This is a genomic window from Microcystis sp. M015S2, assembly GCF_020245945.1.
Taxonomy (GTDB): domain Bacteria; phylum Cyanobacteriota; class Cyanobacteriia; order Cyanobacteriales; family Microcystaceae; genus Microcystis.
Genome location: NZ_JADBTX010000095.1, coordinates 1 through 25,287 on the forward strand (window position 1 = coordinate 1; position 25,287 = coordinate 25,287).

Consider the following 25,287-nt stretch of genomic DNA (forward strand, 5'->3'; position numbering starts at 1 on the left):
CCCATTTCTCCATTTTTTTGCTTACCTCCACCTTGATTCCTTCTTTCAAAACTATACCTATCAATCGTTTCCCCTTTTTTTAAGTTTCTTCTCTTTTTGTTAAGAAAGCTCCGACTAATGGATAGCTTGATAAGGGGGGTGTCTGACAACTTTTAACGCCTACCTACTTAACTTTTGGATAGGATGCACAGTTAGCATTCATAGCGTGAGTCAGCAACACCGCAGAAAAATTAATTCTGACTCAAAAACAAGCTGGGCAATCCGATCAGATTATCTTGTTTAAAAAAGATCGAATTTTGTTGTCGCAATTTACCGATTAATCTTGTTACTGTTACTCTGGTAGTGCCGATGGCGCTGGCAATTTGAGCGTGAGTTAGGGGATAGGGAAGATAATAGCCTTCTACACAGGGTTGACCGTATTCTTCCAATAATAAAACCAAGAACCCCATTAATCGATCGAGGGAGCGTTTTTGACCGAGAATACTCAACCAAAATAACTTACGCTGGTATTGATGGCGAAAAGTTTCCATAACAGCCGATCGCAATTGTGGCCATTGTTCTAGGTCTTCCCAGTATAACCAGACTAATTCGGTCTCGTCTAGATGAGCTTGGGCTTGTAATTGAAAGGGAAATTGAGAAACAATCTCAAAAGGTTGACCTGCACCCACAAAACCGAGAAATACTTCCTCACTATCGGCAATAGGTGGTTGACGGGGGAATTTTTGGTCGATAACGTTAACTTGTGCCTTACCAAGAATACGAATCGCCCCAGATTCCACAAAGTATAACAGTCCGGGGCGCGTGGCTACTTTTTCATCTTTGGCAAAGGTATGGTTACGATAATGGGATTTTGCCCAGTTAAAGATTTCTGTTTCTTGACCGATTAAGGGTATAAAATCCGACGAAGGAACCGAAGAAGACATTAAAATTAATAACCCACTGGGGCGTTGAGGGAACTGTAAACTAATGTAACAAAAAATTTCTGCGATTGGGGGGGTCTTGTGGCAGCTAGATGGTTATCGGTCAATAATCCCTAAAAGTTGCGGGGATTGAGCAGATAGGAGAATTATTAAGTATTCTTAACAGTATCGCCGCCCCCATGTTACAAAAGCTAGATAATCACCCTATCTATTTTTAACTTTTTCTCGCTTTTCTGGGGACTATGGCTTAGGATAGGATGCGTAACTATAATTTTCTATCCGATGATAAATGATAGATGATAGTTGATAGATAACTTAAATTTATACTTTTCCTTAAAAACTTCGGTAAAACTTGTATGAATAGCATTAGACAAAAAGTTGAATCCCTCTTGAATCAATTACCAGATGATTGTTCAATTGAAGATATTCAGTATCATTTATACGTTCTGGAGAAGGTGCGTCAAAGTTTGAACGCTGCCTCTCTGGAGAATACAATCCCCCAAGAAGAAGTTGAGGGTCTTTTAAACAAATGGCTGATCGAGTGAATTATCGCCTTGTCTGGTCGCCCAAAGCAATTGAAGACGTGGATGCGATCGCATCTTATATTAGTCGAGATTCCCCTTCCTATGCGGCGGCCGTCGTGCGCCGAATTCTTGATATAAGCTATTCTTTAGAAAATTGTCCCCTAGAAGCGAAAAAATGCGCCGAATTTAGCGATGATACCATCCGAGAAAAGTCTGCCTATGCCTACCGTCTGATCTATCAAATTCAAGGGGCGGTAGTTATTATAGCGGCGATCGTCCATAGTAAGCATTTCTTGGATTGATCGAGTCAGTGATCAGTGATCACTGATCAGATTTGAGTTTTCAGTTGACTGATTACTGTTTACTGTTTACTGATCACTGAAAAGTCCCCCACCCGCCAATTTTGAGCCTAATTCCCGCTTAATCCGGTTGAGAATCGAGGTTTCATCGAGGGAATCGAGAATACTGGCCACCACTGCCTTCGGGCCATCGGGTCCCCAGGTGGCCCCATTAGCGAGATAGGTTTTCGTCACTTGGCCGATCGCGTAACAGGATACACCGGCAACTCCCGCTTGAGTCAGGGCGATCGAAGTATAGGGAAGGAGAGAAATGCCGCCAGTGGCAGGAATCGAGAGACCGAGCAGTCCTTTGAGGGAACTTAAGCCCAAAACCGCTAAAAATTCGCTGGCACTAATACCCCCCATATTGAGGGCAATTTTTTGTAAAAGAGCGATCGCTCCCCGACGAGTTAAATCGATGCCGTATAAGCGAGAAAGAGCGAGAATCATGGCTAGATCGATAACTGCTCCCGTAAACAGATCCAACACCGTCACTGGATTGAGAGCGATCGCCGATGCTTTGATCATCACTGCTTTTTGAATCAATTGATTAGCCCCGCGATCGCGGATAGCCATTTTGCGGGCGACAATTTGCTCGTTTACCTCGTCCGCATACAGCATAGAATTGAGTGCTACGAGCGATTTACCCTCTCGCTCTAGAATTTCCAAAATTTTGAGTTTCAGAGCTTCTATCTGGGGGTTTCCGCGAAATCGTTGCGTTTTTAGCCGCCCATCCTGCCCCTTGACGGTATCCGTCAGGAGGGGAGAGGCCGCCACCATAACAATCTCATCGGGGGAGAGTAATTCTTTCACCCGTTCTGAGGCGATTTTCTCATAGATAGCGAGGCGATCGACTTCTGGATACTGATCGATTTTATTAAAGACCAAAATCATCGGTTTTCCCGCTTCGCGTAACTTGGCCAAGGCGGAAAATTCCACTTTGGTCATATCACCGGAGATGATAAAAAGGATTAAATCCACCTGCTGCGCCACCTGACAGGCGAGAATTTCCCTCGTTTGCCCATCTACCTCATCAATACCGGGAGTATCAAGCAATTGCACCTGAGCATTACCCTGGCCGTTCAGGGTCAGACGCGCTAGATTGGGGAAAGTATCATCGCTGCTCAACTGCCAATTTACCCCTTTAATGGTGCGGGTAACTCCGTGTAGGGGACCGGTCGTAAAGATTTCTTGACCGACCAGAGCATTTAAAATCGAGGATTTTCCCCGGCCCACCAGACCAAAAGCGGCAATTTGAATCAGGGATCGATCGAGTTTTTCTAGCAGGGCCACTAGGCGATCGATCTCCGCTTCTAGACCAATTTTCTCGATCGAGGTAAGATCCAGACGCTCAACAAGTTTGCTCAGAGAATTGCGCGCCTGATTATAGTTGAGTTCTTCTTGAATAGTGCCGACACCTCGAAGCGCTTGTTCTAGGTCTTCGGTATTCCAAGCTCGATCGAGGAACGGGTCAAAGGTCATTTCAGTTATCAGTTATCAGTTATCAGTGACTGAGTGGGTGGGTGTTAAAAATTGTCAGATACTCCCCTTATCAAGGGGGTATCCATCTTCAATTTAATTATAACCAGCTTATTATCAAGGATAATCAGGTTGACATCCTCACCGCCGTAAAACGGACGGTGAGGATGTCATCCCGGTCAAATCATTCCTCTTTCCGGTTTTTGGTTTGGTGATGCCGATGACTTTTTGTCTATGGATGTTAAAGTGACCATTCGCAAGCTGGGGACGCTGCCAGATTTTGATCCCAGGGAATAGGGGAAATTATCGGGTTTTTCCTTGACCAGCGATCGCAGAAAACGGGTTTCTCGGAGAAACCCGTTTTCTACTCATGCAATAAAGCGAAGATTGCCGTTAGATTCTAACATTTTTATCGATTTTTGTCAAGATATATTTGACACAATTTATTAGAAAAAGGGTTTCTAAAAGAAACCCTTTTTCTGTTTTCCAACTAATCCTATTTGACCTAATAGGTAAGGCACTGAGTCAACATACGATTCGGTGGACACGATGACTCTAAAGTTTCCAACTAATCCTATTTGACCTAATAGGTAAGGCAATAACATCCTCGAAGACGGCGGACAGAGCAATGTAATGTTTCCAACTAATCCTATTTGACCTAATAGGTAAGGGCCGAACGCTGGCATCTGGTACTTTAGAGGTGATAGCGTTTCCAACTAATCCTATTTGACCTAATAGGTAAGGGGTAAAGTTTATTTTCAATAGCGCATTTTCGCTTGTTTCCAACTAATCCTATTTGACCTAATAGGTAAGGTGTAAAATACTTTCTTTACAGATTTTATCGGTTCTGCTTCTTTGTTTCCAACTAATCCTATTTGACCTAATAGGTAAGGTGGTACGATTGCCAATTAAAAACGAGTAGCAAATATCTTGTACTGTTTCCAACTAATCCTATTTGACCTAATAGGTAAGGTTTGCAGTCATCAGGTAATTGAAAAAGAATTAGCGATACTGTTTCCAACTAATCCTATTTGACCTAATAGGTAAGGGTTGATAGATTATTGCAATTAAGCGGAATGTCCTATACGGATTTGTGTCCAACTAATCCTATTTGACCTAATAGGTAAGGGACTACGAAGAAGCGATCATTGCTACTGGCGGTGAGAGGTTTCCAACTAATCCTATTTGACCTAATAGGTAAGGAAAAAAATATCAATGCAGCCTCTGCGCTGCAGATGAACGTTTCCAACTAATCCTATTTGACCTAATAGGTAAGGAAAATTTCTTCGTGCATTTGAAGAAGAAATTTCTGTTTCCAACTAATCCTATTTGACCTAATAGGTAAGGAGTACCCCTTGGAAAGCCTTATCGAGAGGGGAAGACAGACCCCCAAATCGACGCACCTGCAATCCATAGGGTAAAAAGGTGGTAGTGGGGGGGTAAAAGTCCCGATACCAAAGGGTAGAACCCTGACGGGGAGAGCAATCGACACACCTCAACCAGAGAATCGGGGTTTTGGGAGTCGGGGAGAGGGTGCATCGATTTTCAGCCAAGAGTTGGGGGACAAGCTAGATGATATAGACAGTTGGGGGTGGTTGAGGAGGAGAACCTCCAATTACCAACACCCTAGAGACTGCTTCTTCGGAAATCCCATAGAAGCGTACATCATCCTCTTGAGGATTGACCCTTTCTACTACTTTAGCGTATAGTTTCCGCATCTGGTCGAGGTAAAAGGCAAAAGCTTTATCGAAATGTGTAATTAATTTTGCGCGCAGTACTTAACTTTGAACGGGATTATTTCGGCCAAAGTTTTTGAAATTTGCTCTCTTTACCATTATTCTCGTCTAGAAAACCTAGAAAATAAGCACAATCATCAAAGTCATCAGGAAAAATTGTTAATAATTCTAGGTATTGATGATTATTTTGGGGATACATTCGATGCCAAAGACGACCAATTTGCTCGATACTTCCTGTCACTGAGGTTTTATAGATACTTAAATTATCCAGTTTTTGATAGGCTTTGTGAAGCCATTTGATGGCTAGGGAGTCATCTTTATCTTCAGCAATTCTTCCCCAAACCTCGACTTTTTTAGGATGCCAACTTTCTCGCCAGTTAGCACTATTATTGGGAGTGATGGGGATATTTTGTAAGGTCATCCATTCTTTAGCAATAGTGCGAACATCTTTGATAAAGGGATGAACGTGGGTTAAATCTCTGACTTTATTATCGTTGATTAAAGAACTTTTATCCCCCCATTGCCAATGACAGCCAATTAAGGGTTTATTGGGATAATAATCCTCATAGAAAATACTATGATCTGCTCGTCGCCACGATTTACCAAATCCTCCTAATAACATAGCAAAACGAGTGAGGAAACGAATTAATTTTTTTAAGCATTCTTGCTGGTTTTCGGGGAGAGATTGGGTGATAATCCAGCGCAATTCTCCTGTTACTGTGTAGGTGGGTTCGTTGTAACCATTGGTAAAGGTTCCTAACTCTAGAGAATTGACACGAAAATCGATCGCTAGTAAACCTTGGGTTGCTTCTCTGTCAATTCCTCCAAATAGCTGATTAACTAATTTTTCTGCATTTTTAGCATCAGTTAAACCGCCAAAAATACGCAAGGCATGACCGCGAATTGCTCCTCGAAAAATATTGGGTCGAAATTCCTTTTCACCATCGAGGCTTTTAGGAGCCATTCCTTGCCCTTTCAGAAAACATTTATATAAAGGTTCTTTTGAAGGTTTAATGTCTTTTGGCAAGCCGTAACCGCTACTAACACGGCATCCTAGACCAGATTCTAAAGCTCTTTCCCAGATAGTCCAAATCTCCTCCCAATCCGGTTGTTCTATTAAGCTAGAAATGCCAAATTTTAGGGTAGGTTGATAGAGGGAAATTAAAGCAAAACCACTTTCTCCACCGGGTTTTTGTCGAGTGTTTTGGGTTTTTACTTGCCATCCCTGTTGCGGGTGAACAATATCTAAAAGATTTTCCGTCCAATCATTAACGGGATAACCGCCATGGAAGCGCAAAAGACTAGGGTTATCGCTATCTTTTTCGAGGTGATAACGTTGTTTTTGTTCGGGGGTGCAAGCTTGACAAAAGGCTCCTTTCATGCTGGAACCTGGATAAAATGGTATGCCATAAGCACCCATTACAGGCCGAATTATTCCTTCATCTTGTCCCCCATTAGTGACGAATCGCCACGATATTTGATATTCTTTGGTTTTTACTTCTTGACCAAATTGGGGAGGATTTTCATCGACTCGTTCTATCCATTCCTTTACCCATTTTTGGCTATCATTTTCATCTTTTTTAGAGCCAATATATTGTAATTGTGATCGCCCTTTGGTTTGTGCGCGAAACATCAGGGGGATTTTGTCACCAATATCGGGAATATTAACCATATAATTTATCGCTCCTTTGTTCCTTTATATCTTTGAGTCCACCAAACTAAACAATCGCATAGTTGCGTTAAAACAGCGAGGGTAATTCTCTGGTCTTCTAGCTTTAATTCCCAGAGTTTTTCTGCCATTGCTTGAACAGATTCGGTATCATTTACCTCTACGGTATCGTTAGGGATAGGAATCCCAGCTTCTGCCATGGTTTCGACTAATTTATCCCAAGTTTCTTTCCAGTATTGTGCTTTATTGGGTTCCTTAGATTGTAAGCGCAGATGTTCACCCCAGAATCTTTCTAGTCCATAGGAAACGGATTCACGCATTTTAAAAGATTGATTGAGAGAATCTCGATCCCGTAGTTTGGCAGCGAGAACTAATTTCTGAGCAATGCGATCGAGATTGTATTCTTTCCAAGCCATAATATTAGATAAAATGTAATTATTGATTGGCGTAGTTTAAAATAGTAACTTGGCAACGACCAAAACCGATGGATTCTAATCCTCCGAAATATAATTCTTTTTGGTTTACCGATTCTCCAAAAGGTTGCCATCCTGTTTCTTTGCAAGCAATGGGAAAAACTAAAACACTACCCACGGGTAAAGCTTCCACATTGAAAAAAGCTCCCTTTTCTGTATCGACTTTTTTCTGATCTTCTAGTAGTTTAACCCGGCTTTGTCGGTAGAGTGCCATATCGTGCAGCATGGATATATCGTTATCATCAACGACGACTAATTGAGAAGCTTTTAAATCCGCTTGCGAGGGAATCCACGAAGAAAGCTCCTCTAAGTGTTCAATTTCGAGAAATCCTAAGTTAAAAAATAAAACTTTGCTATTGCGGTTAACTCCCTGCACTACTCGCGCTTGTAAGCTAGGGGAAGCAGTATAAGGATTGGGTACTTTTGCAGAGATTCCCGTGATTTGTTTGTAGCGTTTTAATAATAGGGGAGAAGTGACCCAAATTATCGGCTGTCCTGGACAAAATACCGGCAACCAAACGAGGGAAGCATATTCAAATTTAACTTTTGCTTCGGTGGTTCCTCCGTCTTCTTGTCCTGGGATTGCTTCGTGTCCGTACCATGTACGTTTTTCATCTATATTGTTCATATCGGCACGAAAACGGCCGCGAATAGAACTACCGGGGATAATTGCTGTTTGGGTAAATTGATCGCGAAAAATGAGGTTAAGATTACCTGTTTCTTCTCCTGCGGTTGCTCCCACATGAAGCGGTGCTAAGGTTTCAAGTATGCCATAACTTTTGTGATACATTTTTTGGTAAAAGTGAGTATTTTAGATGCTTAGGGATTATTCTAAACTAGGTTAACATTAATGTCAGGATTTTCTAAGATTTTGTTAATATTTGATCGTGGTATTTAGGCTATTAGGACAGCACAAAGCTATAGGTTTAGTCCTAATCAATTGCAACACCCTTTAATAACTCATCGATTTCTTTAGCCATTTCCTCTGTGTAAGGAGTGAGAGAAGAAGGGTTTTTAAAGGCATCTTCTACCAAAAAATCTAAAAACATACGCAGCATTTTATTTTTGCTAATTTTTGAGCCTTGATTATTACCACTTTTTCAATAATCTAATAAAGCTTTTCGGGGAAATCTAGTTTTTAGTTTTGCCATAGCTATCACTTATTCTCGTCTCATTTACCCTACTCAATAATTATAGGCTTTATTTGGCAATATTTTCTAAGGGTAAGGCTAATCCGCAGCCCCAACGTTTGAGAGAAACCCCTTCGCTGGGGAACCAAGATTCCTGCCAATTTTGCCAAGATGGTAAGGGGTTTTTTAAGCGATAAACTGTTCCTGCGGGAACTGCATAACGTCCCCTAGATAAGCGCTTAACTTTATCTTTTCCTCCGAATCGATAACGATAGGTTATTGGTCTTTCGGTGTTGAGGGTTTCTAATTGCCAATCACTGGGATTGCGAGTTGATAGGCGATTTGTTCCCCAGATTGCGGCAGTAATGAGGGCAAAATATTGACCGACATCTTGATTAAATAAAGTTTGGAGATGGCTGCTTAGTTCAAGTGATTTAACTTCCACTAGATGGGATTCTCCACCAAAGCGATACCAGCCATTTTCTAGGGGTTGATTAGCTAAATAAACTAGACAAGCATCTGGATGTAACTGGACGGCATTTTCGAGGAATAATTCTCCAGTTTTTACCTTTCTTTGCTCCTCTAACAAACGCGGATGGAGATGGGGATGATATTGCCACGGAGAACCATAGGCTTTTTGAGGATTATACCATTGGTTGATAGGAATCCAACTATCTCGATCGAATTTTCCCTCAATTTGTTTACTGTCTTTCTCTTGCCATGTTAAGGTGTGTTGAATTTTTCCATTGTCGTTATTTTCTTGGTCTTGAAAATAATTTGCGAGGGGTTTTTTAGCCAAATAAATAAAGGGAGTGGGGACAAAAAAGTTATCTGGTTGTTCACTGTTTGCCCAAAAAGGGCCGGCAATTTGTAAATTGCGAATATTGGTAGGATTGCTGTGAGCAAATAGTCCCGAAACTGTGGCAGCAGTGGGGGGAAAACGATTTCCTGAACGTCCAACTAGATTTTCTGGAGACAGAAACGGACCGGCGCTACCGTAGAGAAATCCCAAAGGTTTAATTATGATCAGATATTGCAGCATTTTTGTATGTTTAGGTGAGATGATTGGCCACTTTTGAGAGGTTAATTACCCAGTTATTTCTATCTTGGTGAGAGGTGGTATCGATGGGTATATTTTGATTAAAATAAAGGTTAAAAACTGCATTGGCAATATCGTGATTATCATCGGTAAAAGCGCGGCGATTTTCTAAAGTTGCTATATCATTATAGAAATGTGTCCAGTTTTTTCCTTCACTGCGATCGCAATAACTATCGAGGATATCTTTTAAGTTTTCCCAGGGACAAACCCACTCTAAATAGTTACCACTGTTAAAAAGGATTCGCACCGCTAGACGATTTTTACCTTGATTTTTAGCGGATTTTTCTGCTTCTCGACATTGTTGTAATATGTCACGCTGAGGAACTCCTGAAGCTGCCCAAACAAAACCGACGCTAACAGTTATATCCTGAGAATAACCGTGTTTTGGCCAGATTTCTCGATGAAATTGATCAAACCAATATAGACAATCTTGTAGGGTTAATTTTGGTTCTGATTTTTGTGAAAACAAAACCCCTAGAAAGTCATCTCCTCCTCCATAAATAATGCGACCAAAGTTAAGATAATTTTCTAGTTCTTCTCCCCATTGTCGCATTCTTTGACTAAATTCTTTTCTTGAGGATATGGACAGATTTTTTAGGTAATTTCCCATCCCGTCACCGTCCCCTTGAAACCATCCTGTATAGGATTTTTCCTCGTAGCGATTTAGTTCCACAAATTTTTTAGGAAGTTCTAGGTTTAAAGGCTTGCCAATATCATATAATGTAATCATTCTTTTGACTAATTCGGGAATGCTAAGACGTTCGGTTTCATCGAGGATAGCATTAGAAAGTTTTTGACTTAATTGCTGATAAAATTCAGTGATTTGCTGATTTTGTTGGGAAATACTAGAATATAAAGGATGGGTTTGATCCGTCATTCCATACCAAACAATGGCATCGGAACCCGATAAGCTAGAACTTTCTCCTTGCCAATTAATTCCCGTCCAATCTCGTTGATATTTTTTCTGTTGCAGACTTTTAAACGCACAATCGATCGAGTCCTCTTGCGCCCAGAAGAATTCCCAAGTATGATTAATCCATAGGTTCCATTCTCGTCGCCAAGTATAATTGTATTGTGGTAAATTTTGTTCAATCCAAACCCGACACTTATTAACCACTTTTTGCCATGCGTCATCGAAGACTTGTTCGGCTTCTTTTTTGGGAAAATTACCCGCGATTAAGATTTGGTTGGGAGTTCCTCTTTTAACGTCAATTAAAGCGGGAGAAATAAGGCTACATTCAGGATATTTATCCGCTGCCTGACAGATAGCATCGGCAAGATAGGATAATAAAAAAGAACCACCGTATAAGTCCCTTAGTTTACGCGATTTTTCGATGAATCCTTGCACAGGAGCAAAGGTAATTACAGTATAGTTCATTTTATCTTTATTGTCCTCGATAAAGTTTAAATTCCTGAAGATTAATAAGATTTCTGTAGGTAGAATTTTCGTATTGAGTTAGGAGAATTGGCCAGTATTGTTGAACGGCCATTCCGACAAGTATTCCCAAAGTTATAGGCATGGAATAAACTAGCTTAATCTCTTGATAGTTTTTTTGTTGAGCGATGTTGATAGTTTTAAAGATTTCTCTAGAATATTGTAGCCAATCTTCATTTTTTTCGATTGTACCACTGCCTTTACTTTTCAGATAAATTAAATCGCCGTAGTTTTCGATACTCTGATCATTAAGATTAATTTTATGGGAAGAAACATCGATGGCTATAGTTACTCTATCTTGACCTTTTTCGGTGACAACACGCTCAAATTTTTCGTATTCCTTAATATCTTCTTTGAGTTTGCGATCGCTAATTTCCACCACAGGATAATAACTATCAGAAGATTTATTATATTGAAAGATTTTTACTCCTTCGGTAGCGAGAATAGTGCCGACCATAATAGCGACGCTAATCGGACCGATATAGGCAAGATAAATAATAGTATTTTGGGGAGTTTTTTTCTTAAGTTTCTCTAGATTATAGCGGAGTATTTGCAAAAAAGCTCTCAGCATTTCTTGATCATAAATATCACAGGAGTAGTTAAAAATTAAGTCTGTTTCGCTAATATTGAGATACTGGTCAAGATTATTTTGATGATCTTTGTATTTATTTTCTGTTTCGATGATATTAAAAAGCGATTGCAGAGCCTTATTACTATCGGCAGGATTAGCAATATTAATCACTATCGGTAGAGGAATCGCCTGATGTTTATAGAGGTCGTATTTCTGAGATTCTAGCCAGATACCGATGATAACTAGAGCCAAAGTAATCAGAAAAATTAGATAATATCCCTGGCCAAATTGATCGGCAATTAGTGCCAAAATAGCGGCGATGGCTAATGCTGCATTGGTGAGGGGATTAAAGATAATATTATAGGGATATTGACGCAGATTACCCAGGACATTTTTAAGAGATTTCAGCATAATTTTACTAGAGATTTAGGGCATAATATCGAGAAGACACAGAGACAATTCGGGAAAAACTGCCGAACTAATGCGCTCATAAAGACGATATAATTTTTGTTGATATTCATCACCTTCTAGCTGACAAATAGTCAAAGTAGGCTGTTTGGGTTTACCGATAAAAGAGATGCCACCCAATCCACGAAAATCGACAATCCAATATTCAGCAATACCTAAAGATGAGTATTCTTCAACTTTGCGTGCATAATCATCTTGCCAATTACTACTAACCACTTCTACCACTAATTTAATTGCTGGGGAGCTAGTTAAAATTGGTTGTTTTTCCCAGAGAGGTTCGGTGCTAAAGTCCACTTCATCCAAAATGATGACATCGGGACGTAAAGCAGTAGCTTGACCCGATTCTGGACGGAGCAAACAGTTTTTAGGAATTGTCCAGGGTAGATGTAATCGCAAGATTTCTCCCCACAGTCTTCCTGCGATTTTTCCCGCTACGGATTCCTGAGGTCCAGTGGGTTCCAAGTCTCGCAACTCCCCGTCAATTAATTGATAGCGTGGGTCATCTCCATACTGGTTTAAAAAGTCTTCAAAAGTGAATAATTTAGGAGATAGGTAGGTCATGATTTTTATCGGATTAGACCTATAGCTTGTTGTTGTTATCTATGATACTGATTGCTCGCCAGAATCGGGGGATTTTGGGGGTTAAAAAATCCTTAAAAAAAACTCCCACCCCCGCTACCCTCCTTAATCAGTAGCTAGACAATTAATTACAGATAATTACTTAAGCAAAATTAATTACACATCGAGAGGCGGAAACTGTACGCTAAAGTAGTAGAAAGGGTCAATCCTCAAGAGGATGATGTGCGCTTCTATGGGATTTCCGAAGAAGCTGTCTCTAGATTATTGGTGATGGGAGGTTCTCCTCCTCAACCACCCCCAAATCTCTACATCATCTAGCTTGTCCCCTAACTCTTGACTGAAAATCGATGCACCCCCTCCCCGACCTAAAACCCCGATTCTCTGGTTGAGGTGCGTCGATTGCTCTCCCAGTCAGGGTTCTACCCTTTGGTATCGGGACTTTTACCCCCCCCAAGACCACTTTTTAACCCTCTTTTTGCAGGTGCGTCGATTTGGGGGTCTGTCTTCCCCTCTCGATGAGACTTTCCAAGGGGTACTCCTTACCTATTAGGTCAAATAGGATTAGTTGGAAACCCATACTCACCCATTGCGTTCATGATCTCAAACTTCCTTACCTATTAGGTCAAATAGGATTAGTTGGAAACACGCCAAACTGCTTTGCAAACTCTTGAATAATCGGGATACCCCGACCTTACCTATTAGGTCAAATAGGATTAGTTGGAAACACTACTCCAGTAGGTACTGCGTATAAATCCCGGAACCTTACCTATTAGGTCAAATAGGATTAGTTGGAAACTGATCAGCAGCGTCCGCATCGGCACAGAGTGCTTCCTTACCTATTAGGTCAAATAGGATTAGTTGGAAACTAGAAAAAGGGTTTCTTTATAAACCCTTTTTCTGCCTTTCAATTTTGTCGAAATATCTATAAGTAGGTGGGTGGAATTAAATATAAAATGAACGTAGGTTGGGTTGAAGCATGAAACCTAACGCCCGATTATGTTACGCTACCGCTAACCCATCCTACAAATAATTGTGCCTACCTACTTAGGACATTCTGGGCGCACGCGATGCGCCCCTACCATTGGCACAATAATAATAATATTATTGTAGGGGCGAATTGCATTCGCCCTCTTTAATTAGAAACCCTTTTTCTAATAAATTGTGTCAAATATATCTTGACAAAAATCGATAAAAATGCTATAAATTGCCGCGTTAAGCCTTCTAGGAATTAGTGCGATCACTCAGGTTCGTTTGCTGAAGCCTTTCGGTTTTGCCAACCAGATTTAGGATAGTTTTCCCTAGGATTTCCATTTTCTCCTTTGGACAGACTATAATAATGCTTGTAGTTAACCATGTACAACTCTGATGAGCGTCAACATTGTCAACTTTAGCGAAGCTGGAAAAAACCTTAAATCTGTAATAGATACAGTAGCCAATGACAAAAACTGTACCGTTATTGTCAGAAGAGATGCAGAAGATGTTGTCATCATGTCTAAAAGTTATTATGACAGTCTGATGGAAACGGTTTATCTCTTAAAATCTCCGGCTAATGCTCAACATCTAGAAGAAGCGATCGCAGAATATCAAGCAGGTAAAATACAAGAACATGATTTAATTGATGCGTAAGTTAGCTTGGGGTAGTAAAGCATGGAAAGATTATCTTTATTGGCAATCTCAGGATAAGAAAACCCTGAAAAGAATTAATCTGCTCATCCAAGATACTCTAGCCAATCCTTTTGAAGGAATCGGTAAACCTGAACCCTTGAGAGAGAATTTGTCAGGTTTTTGATCTCGTACGGATGAAACTAATCGCCTTGTCTATGTTGTCGATGATGATTATCTAACAGTTCTTTCCTGTCGTTATCATTACCAAGATTAGTGCGATCGCTGATTTTGTCGGGTGCGTGTTTGCGGCAATAATCTCTGATAAAATGCCTCTTAGCTTAACTGCTATAAGAATTCATCTTTCTATCGTATTGAGGACGACAGGGACTACCCCAAGCGACCTTTTGAGCGGGAATATCGGCAAATACGCTGCTTCTTGCCCCAATAACAACATTAGAGCCAATTTTTACCCCCGGAGCCAAAAAACAATCGGCCGCGATCCATGTACCATTACCGATGAGGATGGGAGTGGTTTTTAAGCCAAAAGAGCGATCGCCGGGATCGTGACTGCCAGTGCAAAGATAGCATTTTTGAGAAATCACACAATGACTGCCGATGGTAACATTATCTAAACTATAAATCACCACATCATCGCCAATCCAAGTATAATCACCGATCGCCACTTTCCAGGGATAAGTCACCCTTACCGTCGGGCGAATTTTCACACCTTGGCCGATTTTAGCCCCAAATAGCCGCAAAACAGCGCAGCGAAAGCTATCCATCTGATGCAAACTGAGGGGAAAAAGAATTCCCTGTACTAACCACCAAAGTAGGATAATTGGATTAGAACGACCGCGATCAAACCAAGATTGATCGTAGGTACGCAGATTTAGCCACGCTTCCTCATCGGTGCGGATTTCTGGGGACATAGGACTTATTTAATCATTTCTACCGGTTGAGGTTCCGAGGGTTTAATCGGGGGATTAACATGGGTATTAACGTTTAATTTACCGCCAAATCTCCGTAATTCGTACAATTTAACCCCAATTTGGTATTCATACTGACTCAAAAGACGACCGTAGATATAACCAGCTTTGCCATCCAAGAAACCGAGACGGATAACATAAAAGAGAATAAAGCGCAGCAGCGGTTTAAAGGGCAATTTTACCCAAATTTTCTTTAAAAAACGTTTTCTCTGCACCGCATCACCGAACAGGTTCGCTCCGATCGTGCCGCTTTCGTCATTACCCGTGAGAATATTGTAATAAACTCGCGCCTCCCAGTTGGAATAACGATTATGTCTTTCTAACCAATGATAGATATCGCGGAAATCGATGTGCAGCATATCATTTTTCAGATATCCCACCTTGCCATCGAGGATAACGTGTTCGTGAACCTCGTTATCTCCCGTGTTGGGGATATCTTCCGTGTTTAAATTCTCGTATCTGCCCGACTTATGTTTAAATAAGCGCAGATTCCAGTCGGGATACTTGCCACCATAACGAATCCATTGTCCGAGGAAGAAGACGCGACGATTGAGATAATAACCGTTATAGTTGGGATCTTGGATTACAGTGGCGATTTCGTCCCATAGTTCGGGGGTGATTCTCTCATCACAATCGACGATTAATACCCATTCATTGCGAAAAGGCAGGTTATCGAGGGACCAGTTTTTCTTTTTCGGCCAACGACCATTAAAATAAAATTGGACGACATTAGCCCCATAGTTGGTAGATATTTCGATCGAGCGATCGCTACTTTGGGAATCGACGACAAACACTTCATCAGCCCTAGCAACACTCTCTAAACAGGCGGGAAGGTTGGATTCCTCGTTTTTGGCGGGAATCAACACCGAAACGGGAATTTTTTCTGATTGACTAAACATTGGTACACTGTGGCTAGGTAGAGTGTTCGCACCTTTCCTTAAAATCCTTAGTTACTCAGAAAGCGAGAACTAAGACCTAAGATTTTTTTTTAATCTTACTATACCTTATTCGGTTTTTTACGCTATCCCTAGGCTTGAACCTAAGAGAGAGACTCCTAGAGACTTGGATATTCTCCCTGAAAATAGTGAAAAATTCCATCGGCCAGACTGCTGCTCTCCTCTCTAAATTTCTAACTGCGAAATAGACGACTATACTGGGTTTCGTGGTTCATACTGGCAAAACTTAGCCCCCAACTCCAACTGGTCAGGTTTTCATCGGCTAAACTGATAATATCTGCTGTTGCTGTTAATAAACTGGGCTGTAAACCGATCAGAAGGGATTGTCCTAGGGTTTGTCCAAGGGGAATTAAACGCAATCCTGCATTGATTAAATTACTTGCCCAACTGTGTAAATAGCCTAAAACCGCTAATTCTTCGCCAATTTGCCAATGACTTGCCCCGATCGCAAAGGCGGTGGCATAATTAGCCTCTTCTGGTAGATTATCTCTGGCCGGTGCTAACTCTCGCAATAGGTTTAACAGCGATCGCCCCATTTGCCAGCTTTGTTGTCTTAATTCGGCCGTTTCCCGCGTTGCCGATAACCAATTATCCCAATAATTAAGTTTTGTAAAATCCTCTTGACAAAAACAACGATATACCCTTACCAAAACAGCCGTTTCTAAGCGAATCGAGCCTTGACAAAGCGATCGCTCTAACCAATCATTCAAGGTGGCACTATTGGAGATAATCCCCTTTTCGACGAGGGTTTCTAGCCCTTCGGAATAACTATAGGCCCCCACGGGTAAAATGGGACTAGCCAATTGTAATAAACACAAAAGTTCTTTTTGATCGAGCATAGAAAACCGAGAAAATTGTCCCTAACACAATTGAGGAAATGCTTGGCACTTCGGTATGTAGATCGAGCCAGTAGAAAGCGGCACTTTGTGCATTATACCGTGGTTAATAGCCACAATTATAAACTACTATACTTATGTCCTCACGAGAACAGCATTTTCTGAAAATAAATCTTGTCGTTCTCCTCTTGATTTTAGCTTTAATTGCTGGGGTTGATCGGGCAGAATTACCCTCTAGTCTTTTATTTTATCCTCCCGCTACTCCCCCAACTCCGATCGCCGGTTTATTAACCCATTCTTTTCAATTGCTTTGTTGTTTACCTCCGATTGTTTGCCTTTTTAGTTATGCTTTATTGTGCCAGGAGGCAAGTTTCAATAATTATCGCCAGTTTTTACTTTTTTCTGGCATAATAACGGGACTGTTTGCCATCAATGAAATCTTCAGAATTCATATCATTCTCCTCTATTTTAATATTCCCAAATTCTTGACTATCTCTGTTTATGCCCTCGCAATTCTGATTTATGGTTTAGTATTTTGGCGGCGAATAAAACAAACTTCTTACCAAATTTTAATCATCGCTTTAGCACTTTTAACTTTTGCGATCGCTATTGATCTTCTCCAGATTAAAAATCGAGGTTTTGCTAGTCTAAGTGAAGGAATTCCTAAACTGTTAAGCGCGGTGAATCTAGCCAGCTATTTTTGGGATGTATGTTTTCAAGAAATTTCAGCCAAGATCAAATCAAAATAAATTACCCATTCATCTGTTTAACCAGATGTAAAATTTCGGGAAGAATCAGTTTTTCTAGGGCTAATTTAACGGCATTAGTGGAACCGGGGAGAGAAAAGACTAATAAGTTTTGATAAACCCCAGCTATCGCCCTCGATGCCATGGCACGGGAGCCAATTTCTTGATAACTGAGATAACGAAATAATTCGCCAAAACCGGGCAAAGTGATCCTTAATAAAGGTACTAAAGCATCGTAGGTAGTGTCTCTAGGAGCAATACCCGTACCCCCATTGAGAATTAAGACTTTTATCTGATTTTGATTGCTAATTTCTGGTAAAATTGCTTGAATTTGTGAGGGTTCATCGGGGATAATTAAGTATAGGCCGATATCGTGACCCGATCGAGTTAGTAACTCTTGAATTATTTGGCCACTCCTATCCGTCTCTGGGGTACGAGTATCGCTCACCGTGACTACGGCACAGGTAAGGTTAAGGGTGATGGTGTCGGGATGGGGAATAAAGGTCATAATTAGGGATAAGCTGAGAGTTCGAGAAAAACAAGCATTGAGAACAAACGTATGTACTAGCTGGCCAGTGCAGTCACCCTAGGATAAAAAACTTAACTTTTGCAAGTATTGCCGATTTTTGCTGGTTTTTGGCACTTTTTCGCTGGTAATGACGACAAGTTAAAAGGATCTTCTAGAGAACAGATTATCCCAAAATAACAAAATCGAGATTATCATCTAAGTTGGTATAGATTATGACTGGAATTATGAGTCAACTCAGTCCCCTACAAGCCGAACAAATCAAGGAAATCGGGACTTATTTACGTCAAAAACGAGAAGAAAGCGGCCTGAGCATAGACGATATCGCCGCCCTGACGATGATTAGATTGCCAATGCTAGAAGCGTTGGAAACGGGGAATTGGGAGAAATTACCAGAATTAATTTATGTCAAGGGATTTATCAAACGCTACGGTGATGCCCTAAAAATTGATGGTAAAGCTTTAGCCGATCGCTTGTCTCCTAGTGCGGAACAATTAGCCCAAGAGGTAACTATCCCGAAAACACTGCCCACAAAAGTTACCCCTATCCCCAAGGCTGAACCCGCTGCCCCAAAAGTGGAACGGGTGAAACCAGAAAAACCAGCCCCAGAAACTAGCCCCCAACCAACTAAATCAACCTTTTTCGGAATTTATCTCTGGCTAGGCTTGCTGGCGGGCATATTTTGTGGTATTGGCTATCTTTTCCTCCGTCCCCCTCTCTCTAACCTCCCTACCGTTACTCCCTCTCCTTCCCCCCTGGTTTCCCCGGCACCAGTAGTCCCTCCCGCACCAGTAGTCTCTCCTTCCCCTTCTCCTCAGCCAAAAGTTCCCCTCTCAGCCGAGGTAACTATTGAACAGGCCGCTTGGGTAAGGGTAATTGCCGATGGCAAAAAAGTCCATGAAGGCACTCTCCAACCCGGGACCAAACAAACTTGGACAGCCCAAAAGAGTTTAAATATTCGCTCGGGCAATGCTGGCGCTGTTAAAATCTCTCTTAACGAAAACCCTGCCCAATTAATGGGTAAAGCTGGCCAAATCGGCGAAATGACCCTAACTGCACCTCCTCTCAGTGATCAGTAAACAGTAATCAGTAATCAGTGAACTAAAAACTCATATCTGATCACTGATTAAGCTGCATTATCCCAGATGGGGGTAAGGGTCTGATAATCGTAGCGGGAAGCGTTGGGATGACAGCTGACACAGGTGGTATGACCGATAGGAGTGGGTAAATTGACCCTAGGATGCAAAACCTTTACATAGCTGGACTGTTCAATTAGGAGGGGAACAAAAGTAGTCTGGGTAAGAGGGCGGGAAGAATAACTGAGATAATCCCAGATAAGACGCTGAGTAATGCCGACAATTGGTTTTAAACGGATACCATAGTGAGAATCAGGATTTTCTAGGATTTTTTTCCAAGTTTGACTGGGTAGGATGCTGGGAGGAATGGCAATATGGCAAGTGGCACAATTTTCTAGATAGGTTTGCTGTCCAATTTGATAACGATTTAGCAATGTATCCGAGGACGGCGATTGGGCGATCGCTGGTTGTTGAAGTAGCGAAGCCAGTAGAATACCCCCTAGAATACTGAGGAGAAAGAGGATCAGAAAAAAAATCGATTTCACTTGACCGCTGGAAGGCATGACTGGGATGAGGAGTAATTGAACACAATTATAGATTCCTATAGCAGCGGGCAGAAGGCAGCAGGATTTTCGCTGTTTTTGCCCCTTTTTAGAGAGATTCTTCGCTCACGGAACCATCTTCTTGCACCCAGGCGAGATTTTTAATCATTCGATCGCGGGCATAGGTACGAATTTGTGCCTCGCTGCGACCACCTAAATCGATCGCCACCCTCAGATTCGGATCACTGGTGCGAAGGGAGCGAGCCTTACTAAAAGTCGCTATCTGGGCGTTATTACCCAAAGGGATAAGCAACCAGTCGAGGGGGGGAGCTTGAGTGGGTAAAGTCTGCCCTGATAATAAACTTTCGTGCAGTTCTTCGATATTCAGGGAAAAACCGATACCCGGAGCCGATTGGCCTTGGGGATGAAAAACGCCCAATAATTGATCATAGCGTCCGCCCTGGCCTAAAATACTGAGATTTTGCCGGTGATCACTAACCGCTTTAAAAACGATGCCGGTGTAGTAATCAAAGGTTTGAATCAGACTTAAATCGAGAATTAGGGGGAAAGGCCCAGAGCGATCGGCATTAAGCAGCTCTACTAGGGATTTAAGGTTATTAACGGCTTTTTGGGCCGATTCTTCCTGGGCTAATACGGCCACTTGTGCGAGGACATCCTCAGGATTACCGCGCAGGTGAAATAATTGTCGGGCTTGCTGCCGGAGGGTTTCGTTGGGATAGGGAAGATTTTCGAGGCTAACGTAGTCGAGGAGGGCTAAACAGCGCTTCACCTGTTCGCGTAAGGGATCCGGAAAAGGAGAAAGTAGCGAACGAGTCAAACCCGCTTCTCCTAAAATAATCTGCCAGTTAGGGACGGACAAACTATCGAAACAGTCAGCCAGGAGCAGTAAAATCTCGGCATCAGCTAGTAAACCGCCAGAAAAGAGCAGTTCTACCCCTGCTTGATAGAATTCCACTTGACGACCGTGATAACTGGCGCTAGGGCGACGAAAAACGTTAGCCCGATAACAGAGACGTTGGGGATAGGACTCCCCACTCATGCGGGTGACGGCACTACGCGCAATGGAAGCGGTTAATTCAGGGCGTAATCCCGATAGTCCTTGACTATCCCCGTGGAGTTGGATCACGGTGCTGGGATCGATCGTACCGCCTGCGGTGAGGGTATCGAGCCATTCAATGGTGGAGGTGACGATCCTTTGATAGCCCCAACGCTGAAAGACAGACTGAAGGCGATCGTTAATCCAGCCTTTTTGGGTAACTTCTAGGGGTAATAAATCCCTTGTCCCCGCCGGGGGTTGATGAATCATGGGAGTTTGCTAATCAAAATCGGTGGCACTGGTCAGTCCTATTTCTTTTTACCACCAAATCGAGACCAAAAACCGCCCTTGCGCTCTCCTTCCTCTTTTTGTTCTTTCTGGTCTGGCATTTCAATCTTAGAATTAACTACTTTATCTAGTTCCCGTTTGCACCTAATCACCGTCGCATCTTGGGGGCTGGTTTTCCAGGCCCGGTTGATATGAACCCGGGCCATGGACAGTTGATTTTGTCGCAGGTAGGCTAAACCGATCAGGGCGTGACAGATGCCATTATCCGGTTCTTGCCGCAGGGCATCGCGCAATTCTCGCAAAGCTTGGGCGGGGTTATTTTCGTCAAGAGAGGCTTGGGCGCGGCGAATATAGGCTTCTAGGGGCGATTCTTTGCTTTTAGTCCGAGCTGACGTGGTGACAGCCGCTCTAACTAACTCGGACTGGTTAGTATTGCCCTGGGAGATAAAGACTTTCGGGGTGGTTTTCCTGTTGCCCTGACCTTCGGTTAAGATCAGATAAACGAGATTGAGTTCACTGAGTTGGGCGATTTTCTGATAGGTATTTTCCAGGGCGGTATATTGATCGATCGCCAAAGATTGCAGGATTTTTTGATAGGCTAATTCGTAGTTAGCGCTAGATTGGGCTAGTTTTCTAGCTGGTTCGCTACTGATGGTGATTTTACTCAAATCTCTCCCCATTGACTTGCCCATTTGTGCTAAAACCAGCCGAAATTCTTCGCGAGATGGGTCGCGGCCCAGATGTTCGTAGGCGGGGTTAACTAATTTTGAAAGTAACTGATTAGCCCGTTTCTTTTCATCGGTGGTGTAAGTGCGACAGGTATCAGGATGGATTTTATAGGCGATTTTTAAGTAACGCTCACGAATCTCCTCCTGTTCGGCATCGATCGAGACTCCTAAAATAGCGAAGTGATCGATTAAATCATATTGAAATAATCCCTGGGAAATTGGAAAAATCATAGAGAGTATCCTAACTTTAATCAAAATGATAATCGTAATAAATATTAAAAGAATTAAAACTGAAAGCTCCAAGAGGCCGCTTTTTGCAGAGCTTGGCTTAAGGGGGTGTGAATCTGTCCGTTAGTAGCCAGGATTCGCCCCGTTTCTATCAAAAAAGGACTCTCATCGTAGGCGGTAATTTTACCCCCAGCTTCTTCGATCAGAATAACTCCTGCGGCCAGATCCCAGGGATTAATTCCTCGTTCCCAATAACCATCTAAGCGCCCACAGGCCACATCGGTTAAGTCTTTGGCAGCGGAACCGCTGCGGCGTACCCCTTGGGTCAGATGGGTGAGATAACAGAATTCGGCATAATTATTATCGGGGGTTTGACAGCGATCGTAGGCAAAGCCCGTCACCAGTAAACTTTTTTCTAGTTCACTGGTCCGGGAGACATGGATGGGACGACGGTTCAGGGTGGCCCCCAAACCCCGAGCTGCCCGAAATAGTTCCTTTCTAAAGGGATTATAGATGACTCCCACTGCTGCTTTCCCTGCGATCAGTAGTCCGATGGAGACGACGGATACGGGATAACCGTGGGCATAGTTGGTGGTTCCGTCGAGAGGATCGATCGCCCAGAGATAGTCGCTATCGGTCCCTGGCAGTTTTCCCGATTCTTCCGCTAAAATCCCGTGTTTGGGAAAGTGACGGCCAATAATTTTGAGAATTTCTGTTTCTGCTCGACGATCTATTTCCGTCACTAAATCGCCCGATCGCCCTTTCTCTTCTATTGTCTCGATTTTACCCCAATTATCGAGGATAAGTGTTCCCGCCGCTAGGGCGGCTTCACTGGCAATGTCTAGGTATTTTTCTAATTGGCTGCTGGTATCTAGCACGATTAATCCCGAATCTATTCTTCATCTAAGGGTAAACCAAAACGCACTTTCCCACGGGCAAAAAAGCGACCGAATTGCAATTCATAGACTTCATCTTCGTCCTGGGTGGCCACTTCCAGATCGCCACGGGCATAACTGACACAAAGTAAAGCATAACCTCTGGCTTTTAATTCCGGCGATAGTCCGATCGCTTCTGGTTGGTGGATATCTCCTGACAATACCCTGACCGCGCAGCTGGTACAAGCTCCATTGCGACAGGAAAAGGGTAATTGATAGCCCTGTTTTTCCAGACTGTGCAGTATATAGTTATCCCCTGGAACGGTGGTGACAAATTTTTCGCCGGTCTGACGATTGTGAACGGTGATTTGATGATATTTAGTCATAGTTTAGTTAGCCGGAAATTATAGATGCAATTCTAGATAGTTCTAAATTTAGGGTCTATTTTGGTCAGCAGTCTCGATTATATCATCAATAATTGCTCAAATAGTCATCATCTTTACAATTATCCTTGACAACTGTTAACTTTTCTTGGGTCACTTGCCAATTTTTATGGCTGTTTAAAATTCATCTCTTTTAATCTAACTGCACCGTCGATAATTGAGATTTCCTGGGAGCCAATTTGCACGATCGCATCTAATCCCTTGCCAATAATTTTAACTGCTGGGGGGCGACTTTTCTGCACGGTCATCACCAGAAAAAATTCCTCGCTACCCGTGGCTAAAATGCGCTCACCTGTATTAGTTTTCTCGACTCTTAAAGTCACGGGAGTGATAAAAGTTCCCTGCATATTTGCGCCATTTTGAGTGATAGTAAAACTATTTTTTCCGAGAGTGACATTTCCCTGTGTATTCATCACCCAAGTTTTATTAATAAATTCTGGTTCATCGACTTTACCTAATAATTTATCCATCAAGACGAATAATCCAGGAGAACCAGAGGATAGACTGTAATCGACGGCGAAAGAACGAACTAGAGCCACTCCTGCTGGTGGATTAGCTCCTCTAACCATGATTTTATCAGTTTTTAACGTAATTACTCCGGAACCATCGGGACTGGATTGAAAAGCCATCGGTTTTGCTTGGCTCCAAGGCGTGGTTTTCGGGAAAATAACCGTATTTTCCGAGTTCCAGTCACCTTCTGACCCCTCAAAACTCGCCCAATGTCCTCCTAATCCCCAAATTCTCACACTAGCGACATCGGGAAAAGACCATCCCCCCACAAAAGGTTGCTGTTTGAGATAGATACTAGCGACAAAATCCTCTTCATTTTGCCACTGATTACGAAAAGCATAAAATCCCTTTTGTTGATCAACTAAAACCCGGTCAAGTTGGCGAGCGGGATTTTCTGGAGTAAGATTAGATGGATAAGCAGCGAGGAGAAAAGGAGCAATATGGGGATAATGGGGGTGAAAAAGTTGTTTTTCTTGACCTTGTAATCGCCATTTTATTGCTGGTAGCCATGATTTATCGGTAATTCCCAATCCGATAGTTAATAAAGACACTCCTACAAACATCTGATGTCTGCCATAAGCAGGAATCAATAATTGACCATTTTTAGGGACAATTCTGGTTAAATAATGGGGGATTAATTGGGCTGCCGAGGAACCAGTTACTAAGTCTAATCCGAGACTATTTCGATACCCTTGCAGAAAAGGAAAAACAGCGAGAACCATGGGTTCGGTGGTGTATAAATCTCCTTCCGTGCCAAATCCTTGATCGCCGATAGCTGTGATAAAATAGCGTTCGATGTGACGTTTGGCCATTTCCACCTGTGCCGAGGGATAATAGAGAGGATCGGGCGGTAAATCCTCCTTGAGAATCGCTAAACTGGCTAATCCTGCCGCACCTCTGGCCCGCGCATTCCAGTTACTAACTGTGTCTCCATTCCAGCCATTTTTGGGTGAATCGCCTTTGAGAAGTTTTTTACTTTCACTGAATAACCAGCCAGTAATTTCCCGTTGGCGATTTTCTTCCCAAAAATCATAACAAAGATCGTAGGCGAGAGCGACTCCGGCGACAATTGGAGATTGTTCTAAGACTCTCCTTCCCCGATTTTTTCGGGTTTTTTCGAGAATTTCCCAGGCAGTTTCTGCTGATTTTCTATCTTGATTTAAAATTGCTAAAAAACAATGACCTGTGGCATGATAACCACCATTAGGCACATAACCATCGTAATAAATTTTTTCTTGTAAACTGTTGTTTAATTGGGCGATAATAGCTTGACCGATAGGAGTTTTCGCTTTTTCTCTGAGATTAGTTAATTCTGACTTGCGAAACTGAGAGGGGGACAAGCGAGCTAGAAGGTAGATAGGGCAAGCGATATCGCTCTTTGTCCTTTGATGTAATCCTTCAACCGATAGCGGCTAATTTGCATTAGCTCTTCTATATTTTTTTGGAACATTTGATGTAGCCCGA

Annotated in this window: 26 protein-coding genes, 2 pseudogenes and 2 CRISPR repeat arrays; of the genes and pseudogenes, 7 read left to right on the forward strand and 21 right to left on the reverse strand. The window is 42.3% G+C overall.

The features are described from left to right. Nucleotides 1-230: 230 nt before the first annotated feature. Nucleotides 231-923, reverse strand: coding sequence for a Crp/Fnr family transcriptional regulator (locus IM473_RS16670; protein WP_287659024.1), 693 nt, complete (start codon nt 921-923; stop codon nt 231-233). 353 nt (nt 924-1,276) lie between these two features. Between IM473_RS16670 and IM473_RS16675 the strand changes: the two genes are divergently transcribed. Both IM473_RS16675 and IM473_RS16680 read left to right on the forward strand, forming a co-directional pair. After that, entirely contained in the window at nt 1,277-1,465 is a 189-nt protein-coding gene (locus IM473_RS16675) for a hypothetical protein (protein ID WP_002737442.1), read from the forward strand. Then, entirely contained in the window at nt 1,450-1,746 is a 297-nt protein-coding gene (locus IM473_RS16680; protein WP_002737690.1) for a type II toxin-antitoxin system RelE/ParE family toxin, read from the forward strand. Before IM473_RS16675 ends, IM473_RS16680 begins: the two co-directional genes overlap by 16 nt. Nucleotides 1,747-1,812: 66 nt before the next feature. Here IM473_RS16680 and IM473_RS16685 read toward each other — a convergent pair whose 3' ends face one another. Next, nucleotides 1,813-3,264 (reverse strand): GTP-binding protein, encoded by a 1,452-nt coding sequence (locus IM473_RS16685; RefSeq protein WP_287659025.1) that lies wholly within the window; start codon nt 3,262-3,264, stop codon nt 1,813-1,815. Between the two features lie 168 nt (nt 3,265-3,432). On the opposite strand from IM473_RS16685, the pseudogene IM473_RS16690 reads away from it, so the two are divergent. Beyond that, nucleotides 3,433-3,558: pseudogene (locus tag IM473_RS16690) on the forward strand (transglutaminase family protein); the annotation flags it as partial. A gap of 185 nt (nt 3,559-3,743) precedes the next feature. Further along, nucleotides 3,744-4,608: a CRISPR direct-repeat array (repeat unit 36 nt; unit sequence GTTTCCAACTAATCCTATTTGACCTAATAGGTAAGG). Between the two features lie 221 nt (nt 4,609-4,829). Here the strand turns inward: IM473_RS16690 and IM473_RS16695 are convergent. The 9 genes from IM473_RS16695 to IM473_RS16735 all read right to left on the reverse strand — a co-directional run bounded on the left by IM473_RS16695 (nt 4,830) and on the right by IM473_RS16735 (nt 12,403). Further along, on the reverse strand, nt 4,830-4,979 hold the full coding sequence (locus IM473_RS16695; protein WP_286825753.1) for a CRISPR-associated endonuclease Cas2: 150 nt from the start codon (nt 4,977-4,979) through the stop codon (nt 4,830-4,832). A gap of 76 nt (nt 4,980-5,055) precedes the next feature. Next, on the reverse strand, nt 5,056-6,669 hold the full coding sequence (locus IM473_RS16700) for an RAMP superfamily protein (RefSeq protein WP_287659026.1): 1,614 nt from the start codon (nt 6,667-6,669) through the stop codon (nt 5,056-5,058). Between the two features lie 5 nt (nt 6,670-6,674). Next, complete coding sequence (locus IM473_RS16705) at nt 6,675-7,082, reverse strand: hypothetical protein (RefSeq protein WP_287659027.1); 408 nt, start codon at nt 7,080-7,082, stop codon at nt 6,675-6,677. Between the two features lie 19 nt (nt 7,083-7,101). Beyond that, a complete protein-coding gene (locus IM473_RS16710) occupies nt 7,102-7,929 on the reverse strand; it encodes an RAMP superfamily CRISPR-associated protein (protein WP_287659028.1) in 828 nt (275 codons plus the stop codon). 142 nt (nt 7,930-8,071) lie between these two features. Then, entirely contained in the window at nt 8,072-8,197 is a 126-nt protein-coding gene (locus IM473_RS16715; protein WP_002757501.1) for an AbrB/MazE/SpoVT family DNA-binding domain-containing protein, read from the reverse strand. A 142-nt stretch (nt 8,198-8,339) separates the two neighbouring features. Further along, complete coding sequence (locus tag IM473_RS16720; RefSeq protein WP_287659029.1) at nt 8,340-9,311, reverse strand: type III-B CRISPR module-associated Cmr3 family protein; 972 nt, start codon at nt 9,309-9,311, stop codon at nt 8,340-8,342. Nucleotides 9,312-9,321: 10 nt separating this feature from the next. After that, nucleotides 9,322-10,746, reverse strand: a complete 1,425-nt coding sequence (locus IM473_RS16725) for a Cas10/Cmr2 second palm domain-containing protein (RefSeq protein ID WP_287659030.1) — start codon at nt 10,744-10,746, stop codon at nt 9,322-9,324. A 7-nt stretch (nt 10,747-10,753) separates the two neighbouring features. Further along, nucleotides 10,754-11,785, reverse strand: a complete 1,032-nt coding sequence (locus IM473_RS16730) for an SAVED domain-containing protein (RefSeq protein WP_110545278.1) — start codon at nt 11,783-11,785, stop codon at nt 10,754-10,756. A 15-nt stretch (nt 11,786-11,800) separates the two neighbouring features. After that, nucleotides 11,801-12,403 carry a Uma2 family endonuclease gene (locus IM473_RS16735; RefSeq protein WP_287659031.1) on the reverse strand — a complete coding sequence of 201 codons (603 nt, stop codon included), beginning with the start codon at nt 12,401-12,403 and terminating at the stop codon, nt 11,801-11,803. Nucleotides 12,404-12,957: 554 nt separating this feature from the next. Then, a CRISPR array of direct repeats spans nt 12,958-13,287; the repeat unit is 37 nt; unit sequence TCCTTACCTATTAGGTCAAATAGGATTAGTTGGAAAC. Between the two features lie 499 nt (nt 13,288-13,786). On the opposite strand from IM473_RS16735, the gene IM473_RS16740 reads away from it, so the two are divergent. Together IM473_RS16740 and IM473_RS16745 are read left to right on the forward strand one after the other, a co-directional pair. Further along, the gene (locus IM473_RS16740) at nt 13,787-14,047 is read left to right on the forward strand and encodes a type II toxin-antitoxin system Phd/YefM family antitoxin (protein ID WP_024971330.1); all 261 of its coding nucleotides are present in this window, start codon (nt 13,787-13,789) and stop codon (nt 14,045-14,047) included. Beyond that, nucleotides 14,040-14,300 (forward strand): annotated as a pseudogene (locus IM473_RS16745) (Txe/YoeB family addiction module toxin). Before IM473_RS16740 ends, IM473_RS16745 begins: the two are co-directional and overlap by 8 nt. A gap of 64 nt (nt 14,301-14,364) precedes the next feature. Here the strand turns inward: IM473_RS16745 and hpsU are convergent. The 3 genes from hpsU to IM473_RS16760 all read right to left on the reverse strand — a co-directional run bounded on the left by hpsU (nt 14,365) and on the right by IM473_RS16760 (nt 16,807). Further along, nucleotides 14,365-14,955, reverse strand: coding sequence for a hormogonium polysaccharide biosynthesis acetyltransferase HpsU (hpsU, locus tag IM473_RS16750; RefSeq protein WP_287659033.1), 591 nt, complete (start codon nt 14,953-14,955; stop codon nt 14,365-14,367). Nucleotides 14,956-14,960: 5 nt separating this feature from the next. Further along, nucleotides 14,961-15,911 carry a glycosyltransferase family 2 protein gene (locus IM473_RS16755; protein ID WP_004268158.1) on the reverse strand — a complete coding sequence of 317 codons (951 nt, stop codon included), beginning with the start codon at nt 15,909-15,911 and terminating at the stop codon, nt 14,961-14,963. A 230-nt stretch (nt 15,912-16,141) separates the two neighbouring features. Further along, on the reverse strand, nt 16,142-16,807 hold the full coding sequence (locus tag IM473_RS16760; protein ID WP_287659034.1) for an urease accessory protein UreF: 666 nt from the start codon (nt 16,805-16,807) through the stop codon (nt 16,142-16,144). A gap of 134 nt (nt 16,808-16,941) precedes the next feature. Between IM473_RS16760 and IM473_RS16765 the strand changes: the two genes are divergently transcribed. After that, a complete protein-coding gene (locus tag IM473_RS16765; protein ID WP_287659035.1) occupies nt 16,942-17,553 on the forward strand; it encodes a DUF8692 domain-containing protein in 612 nt (203 codons plus the stop codon). A 1-nt stretch (nt 17,554) separates the two neighbouring features. On the opposite strand, the gene IM473_RS16770 is transcribed toward IM473_RS16765, so the two are convergent. Beyond that, on the reverse strand, nt 17,555-18,058 hold the full coding sequence (locus IM473_RS16770; protein WP_287659037.1) for a MogA/MoaB family molybdenum cofactor biosynthesis protein: 504 nt from the start codon (nt 18,056-18,058) through the stop codon (nt 17,555-17,557). A gap of 233 nt (nt 18,059-18,291) precedes the next feature. Between IM473_RS16770 and IM473_RS16775 the strand changes: the two genes are divergently transcribed. Then, a complete protein-coding gene (locus IM473_RS16775; RefSeq protein WP_287659038.1) occupies nt 18,292-19,155 on the forward strand; it encodes a helix-turn-helix domain-containing protein in 864 nt (287 codons plus the stop codon). A gap of 47 nt (nt 19,156-19,202) precedes the next feature. Here the strand turns inward: IM473_RS16775 and IM473_RS16780 are convergent, their stop codons facing one another. The 6 genes from IM473_RS16780 to IM473_RS16805 form a co-directional block, all read right to left on the reverse strand. After that, complete coding sequence (locus tag IM473_RS16780) at nt 19,203-19,715, reverse strand: dihem cytochrome c family protein (protein WP_287659040.1); 513 nt, start codon at nt 19,713-19,715, stop codon at nt 19,203-19,205. A gap of 88 nt (nt 19,716-19,803) precedes the next feature. Beyond that, on the reverse strand, nt 19,804-21,021 hold the full coding sequence (locus tag IM473_RS16785; RefSeq protein ID WP_287659041.1) for an ATP phosphoribosyltransferase regulatory subunit: 1,218 nt from the start codon (nt 21,019-21,021) through the stop codon (nt 19,804-19,806). A 38-nt stretch (nt 21,022-21,059) separates the two neighbouring features. Continuing rightward, nucleotides 21,060-21,998, reverse strand: coding sequence for a J domain-containing protein (locus IM473_RS16790; protein WP_287659043.1), 939 nt, complete (start codon nt 21,996-21,998; stop codon nt 21,060-21,062). A gap of 53 nt (nt 21,999-22,051) precedes the next feature. After that, the gene (locus IM473_RS16795) at nt 22,052-22,873 is read right to left on the reverse strand and encodes an inositol monophosphatase family protein (RefSeq protein ID WP_287659045.1); all 822 of its coding nucleotides are present in this window, start codon (nt 22,871-22,873) and stop codon (nt 22,052-22,054) included. Between the two features lie 14 nt (nt 22,874-22,887). Then, nucleotides 22,888-23,256, reverse strand: a complete 369-nt coding sequence (locus IM473_RS16800; protein ID WP_287659046.1) for a 2Fe-2S iron-sulfur cluster-binding protein — start codon at nt 23,254-23,256, stop codon at nt 22,888-22,890. Nucleotides 23,257-23,420: 164 nt separating this feature from the next. Then, entirely contained in the window at nt 23,421-25,163 is a 1,743-nt protein-coding gene (locus IM473_RS16805; RefSeq protein WP_287659047.1) for a hypothetical protein, read from the reverse strand. Between the last annotated feature and the right edge of the window lie 124 nt (nt 25,164-25,287).

Coding starts and splice junctions, on each gene's coding strand:
- IM473_RS16670 (WP_287659024.1), bottom strand. CDS start 923: ATGTCTTCTTCGGTTCCTTCGTCGGATTTTATACCCTTAATCGGTCAA.
- IM473_RS16675 (WP_002737442.1), top strand. CDS start 1,277: ATGAATAGCATTAGACAAAAAGTTGAATCCCTCTTGAATCAATTACCA.
- IM473_RS16680 (WP_002737690.1), top strand. CDS start 1,450: ATGGCTGATCGAGTGAATTATCGCCTTGTCTGGTCGCCCAAAGCAATT.
- IM473_RS16685 (WP_287659025.1), bottom strand. CDS start 3,264: ATGACCTTTGACCCGTTCCTCGATCGAGCTTGGAATACCGAAGACCTA.
- IM473_RS16695 (WP_286825753.1), bottom strand. CDS start 4,979: ATGCGGAAACTATACGCTAAAGTAGTAGAAAGGGTCAATCCTCAAGAG.
- IM473_RS16700 (WP_287659026.1), bottom strand. CDS start 6,669: ATGGTTAATATTCCCGATATTGGTGACAAAATCCCCCTGATGTTTCGC.
- IM473_RS16705 (WP_287659027.1), bottom strand. CDS start 7,082: ATGGCTTGGAAAGAATACAATCTCGATCGCATTGCTCAGAAATTAGTT.
- IM473_RS16710 (WP_287659028.1), bottom strand. CDS start 7,929: ATGTATCACAAAAGTTATGGCATACTTGAAACCTTAGCACCGCTTCAT.
- IM473_RS16715 (WP_002757501.1), bottom strand. CDS start 8,197: ATGCTGCGTATGTTTTTAGATTTTTTGGTAGAAGATGCCTTTAAAAAC.
- IM473_RS16720 (WP_287659029.1), bottom strand. CDS start 9,311: ATGCTGCAATATCTGATCATAATTAAACCTTTGGGATTTCTCTACGGT.
- IM473_RS16725 (WP_287659030.1), bottom strand. CDS start 10,746: ATGAACTATACTGTAATTACCTTTGCTCCTGTGCAAGGATTCATCGAA.
- IM473_RS16730 (WP_110545278.1), bottom strand. CDS start 11,785: ATGCTGAAATCTCTTAAAAATGTCCTGGGTAATCTGCGTCAATATCCC.
- IM473_RS16735 (WP_287659031.1), bottom strand. CDS start 12,403: ATGACCTACCTATCTCCTAAATTATTCACTTTTGAAGACTTTTTAAAC.
- IM473_RS16740 (WP_024971330.1), top strand. CDS start 13,787: ATGAGCGTCAACATTGTCAACTTTAGCGAAGCTGGAAAAAACCTTAAA.
- hpsU (WP_287659033.1), bottom strand. CDS start 14,955: ATGTCCCCAGAAATCCGCACCGATGAGGAAGCGTGGCTAAATCTGCGT.
- IM473_RS16755 (WP_004268158.1), bottom strand. CDS start 15,911: ATGTTTAGTCAATCAGAAAAAATTCCCGTTTCGGTGTTGATTCCCGCC.
- IM473_RS16760 (WP_287659034.1), bottom strand. CDS start 16,807: ATGCTCGATCAAAAAGAACTTTTGTGTTTATTACAATTGGCTAGTCCC.
- IM473_RS16765 (WP_287659035.1), top strand. CDS start 16,942: ATGTCCTCACGAGAACAGCATTTTCTGAAAATAAATCTTGTCGTTCTC.
- IM473_RS16770 (WP_287659037.1), bottom strand. CDS start 18,058: ATGACCTTTATTCCCCATCCCGACACCATCACCCTTAACCTTACCTGT.
- IM473_RS16775 (WP_287659038.1), top strand. CDS start 18,292: ATGACTGGAATTATGAGTCAACTCAGTCCCCTACAAGCCGAACAAATC.
- IM473_RS16780 (WP_287659040.1), bottom strand. CDS start 19,715: ATGCCTTCCAGCGGTCAAGTGAAATCGATTTTTTTTCTGATCCTCTTT.
- IM473_RS16785 (WP_287659041.1), bottom strand. CDS start 21,021: ATGATTCATCAACCCCCGGCGGGGACAAGGGATTTATTACCCCTAGAA.
- IM473_RS16790 (WP_287659043.1), bottom strand. CDS start 21,998: ATGATTTTTCCAATTTCCCAGGGATTATTTCAATATGATTTAATCGAT.
- IM473_RS16800 (WP_287659046.1), bottom strand. CDS start 23,256: ATGACTAAATATCATCAAATCACCGTTCACAATCGTCAGACCGGCGAA.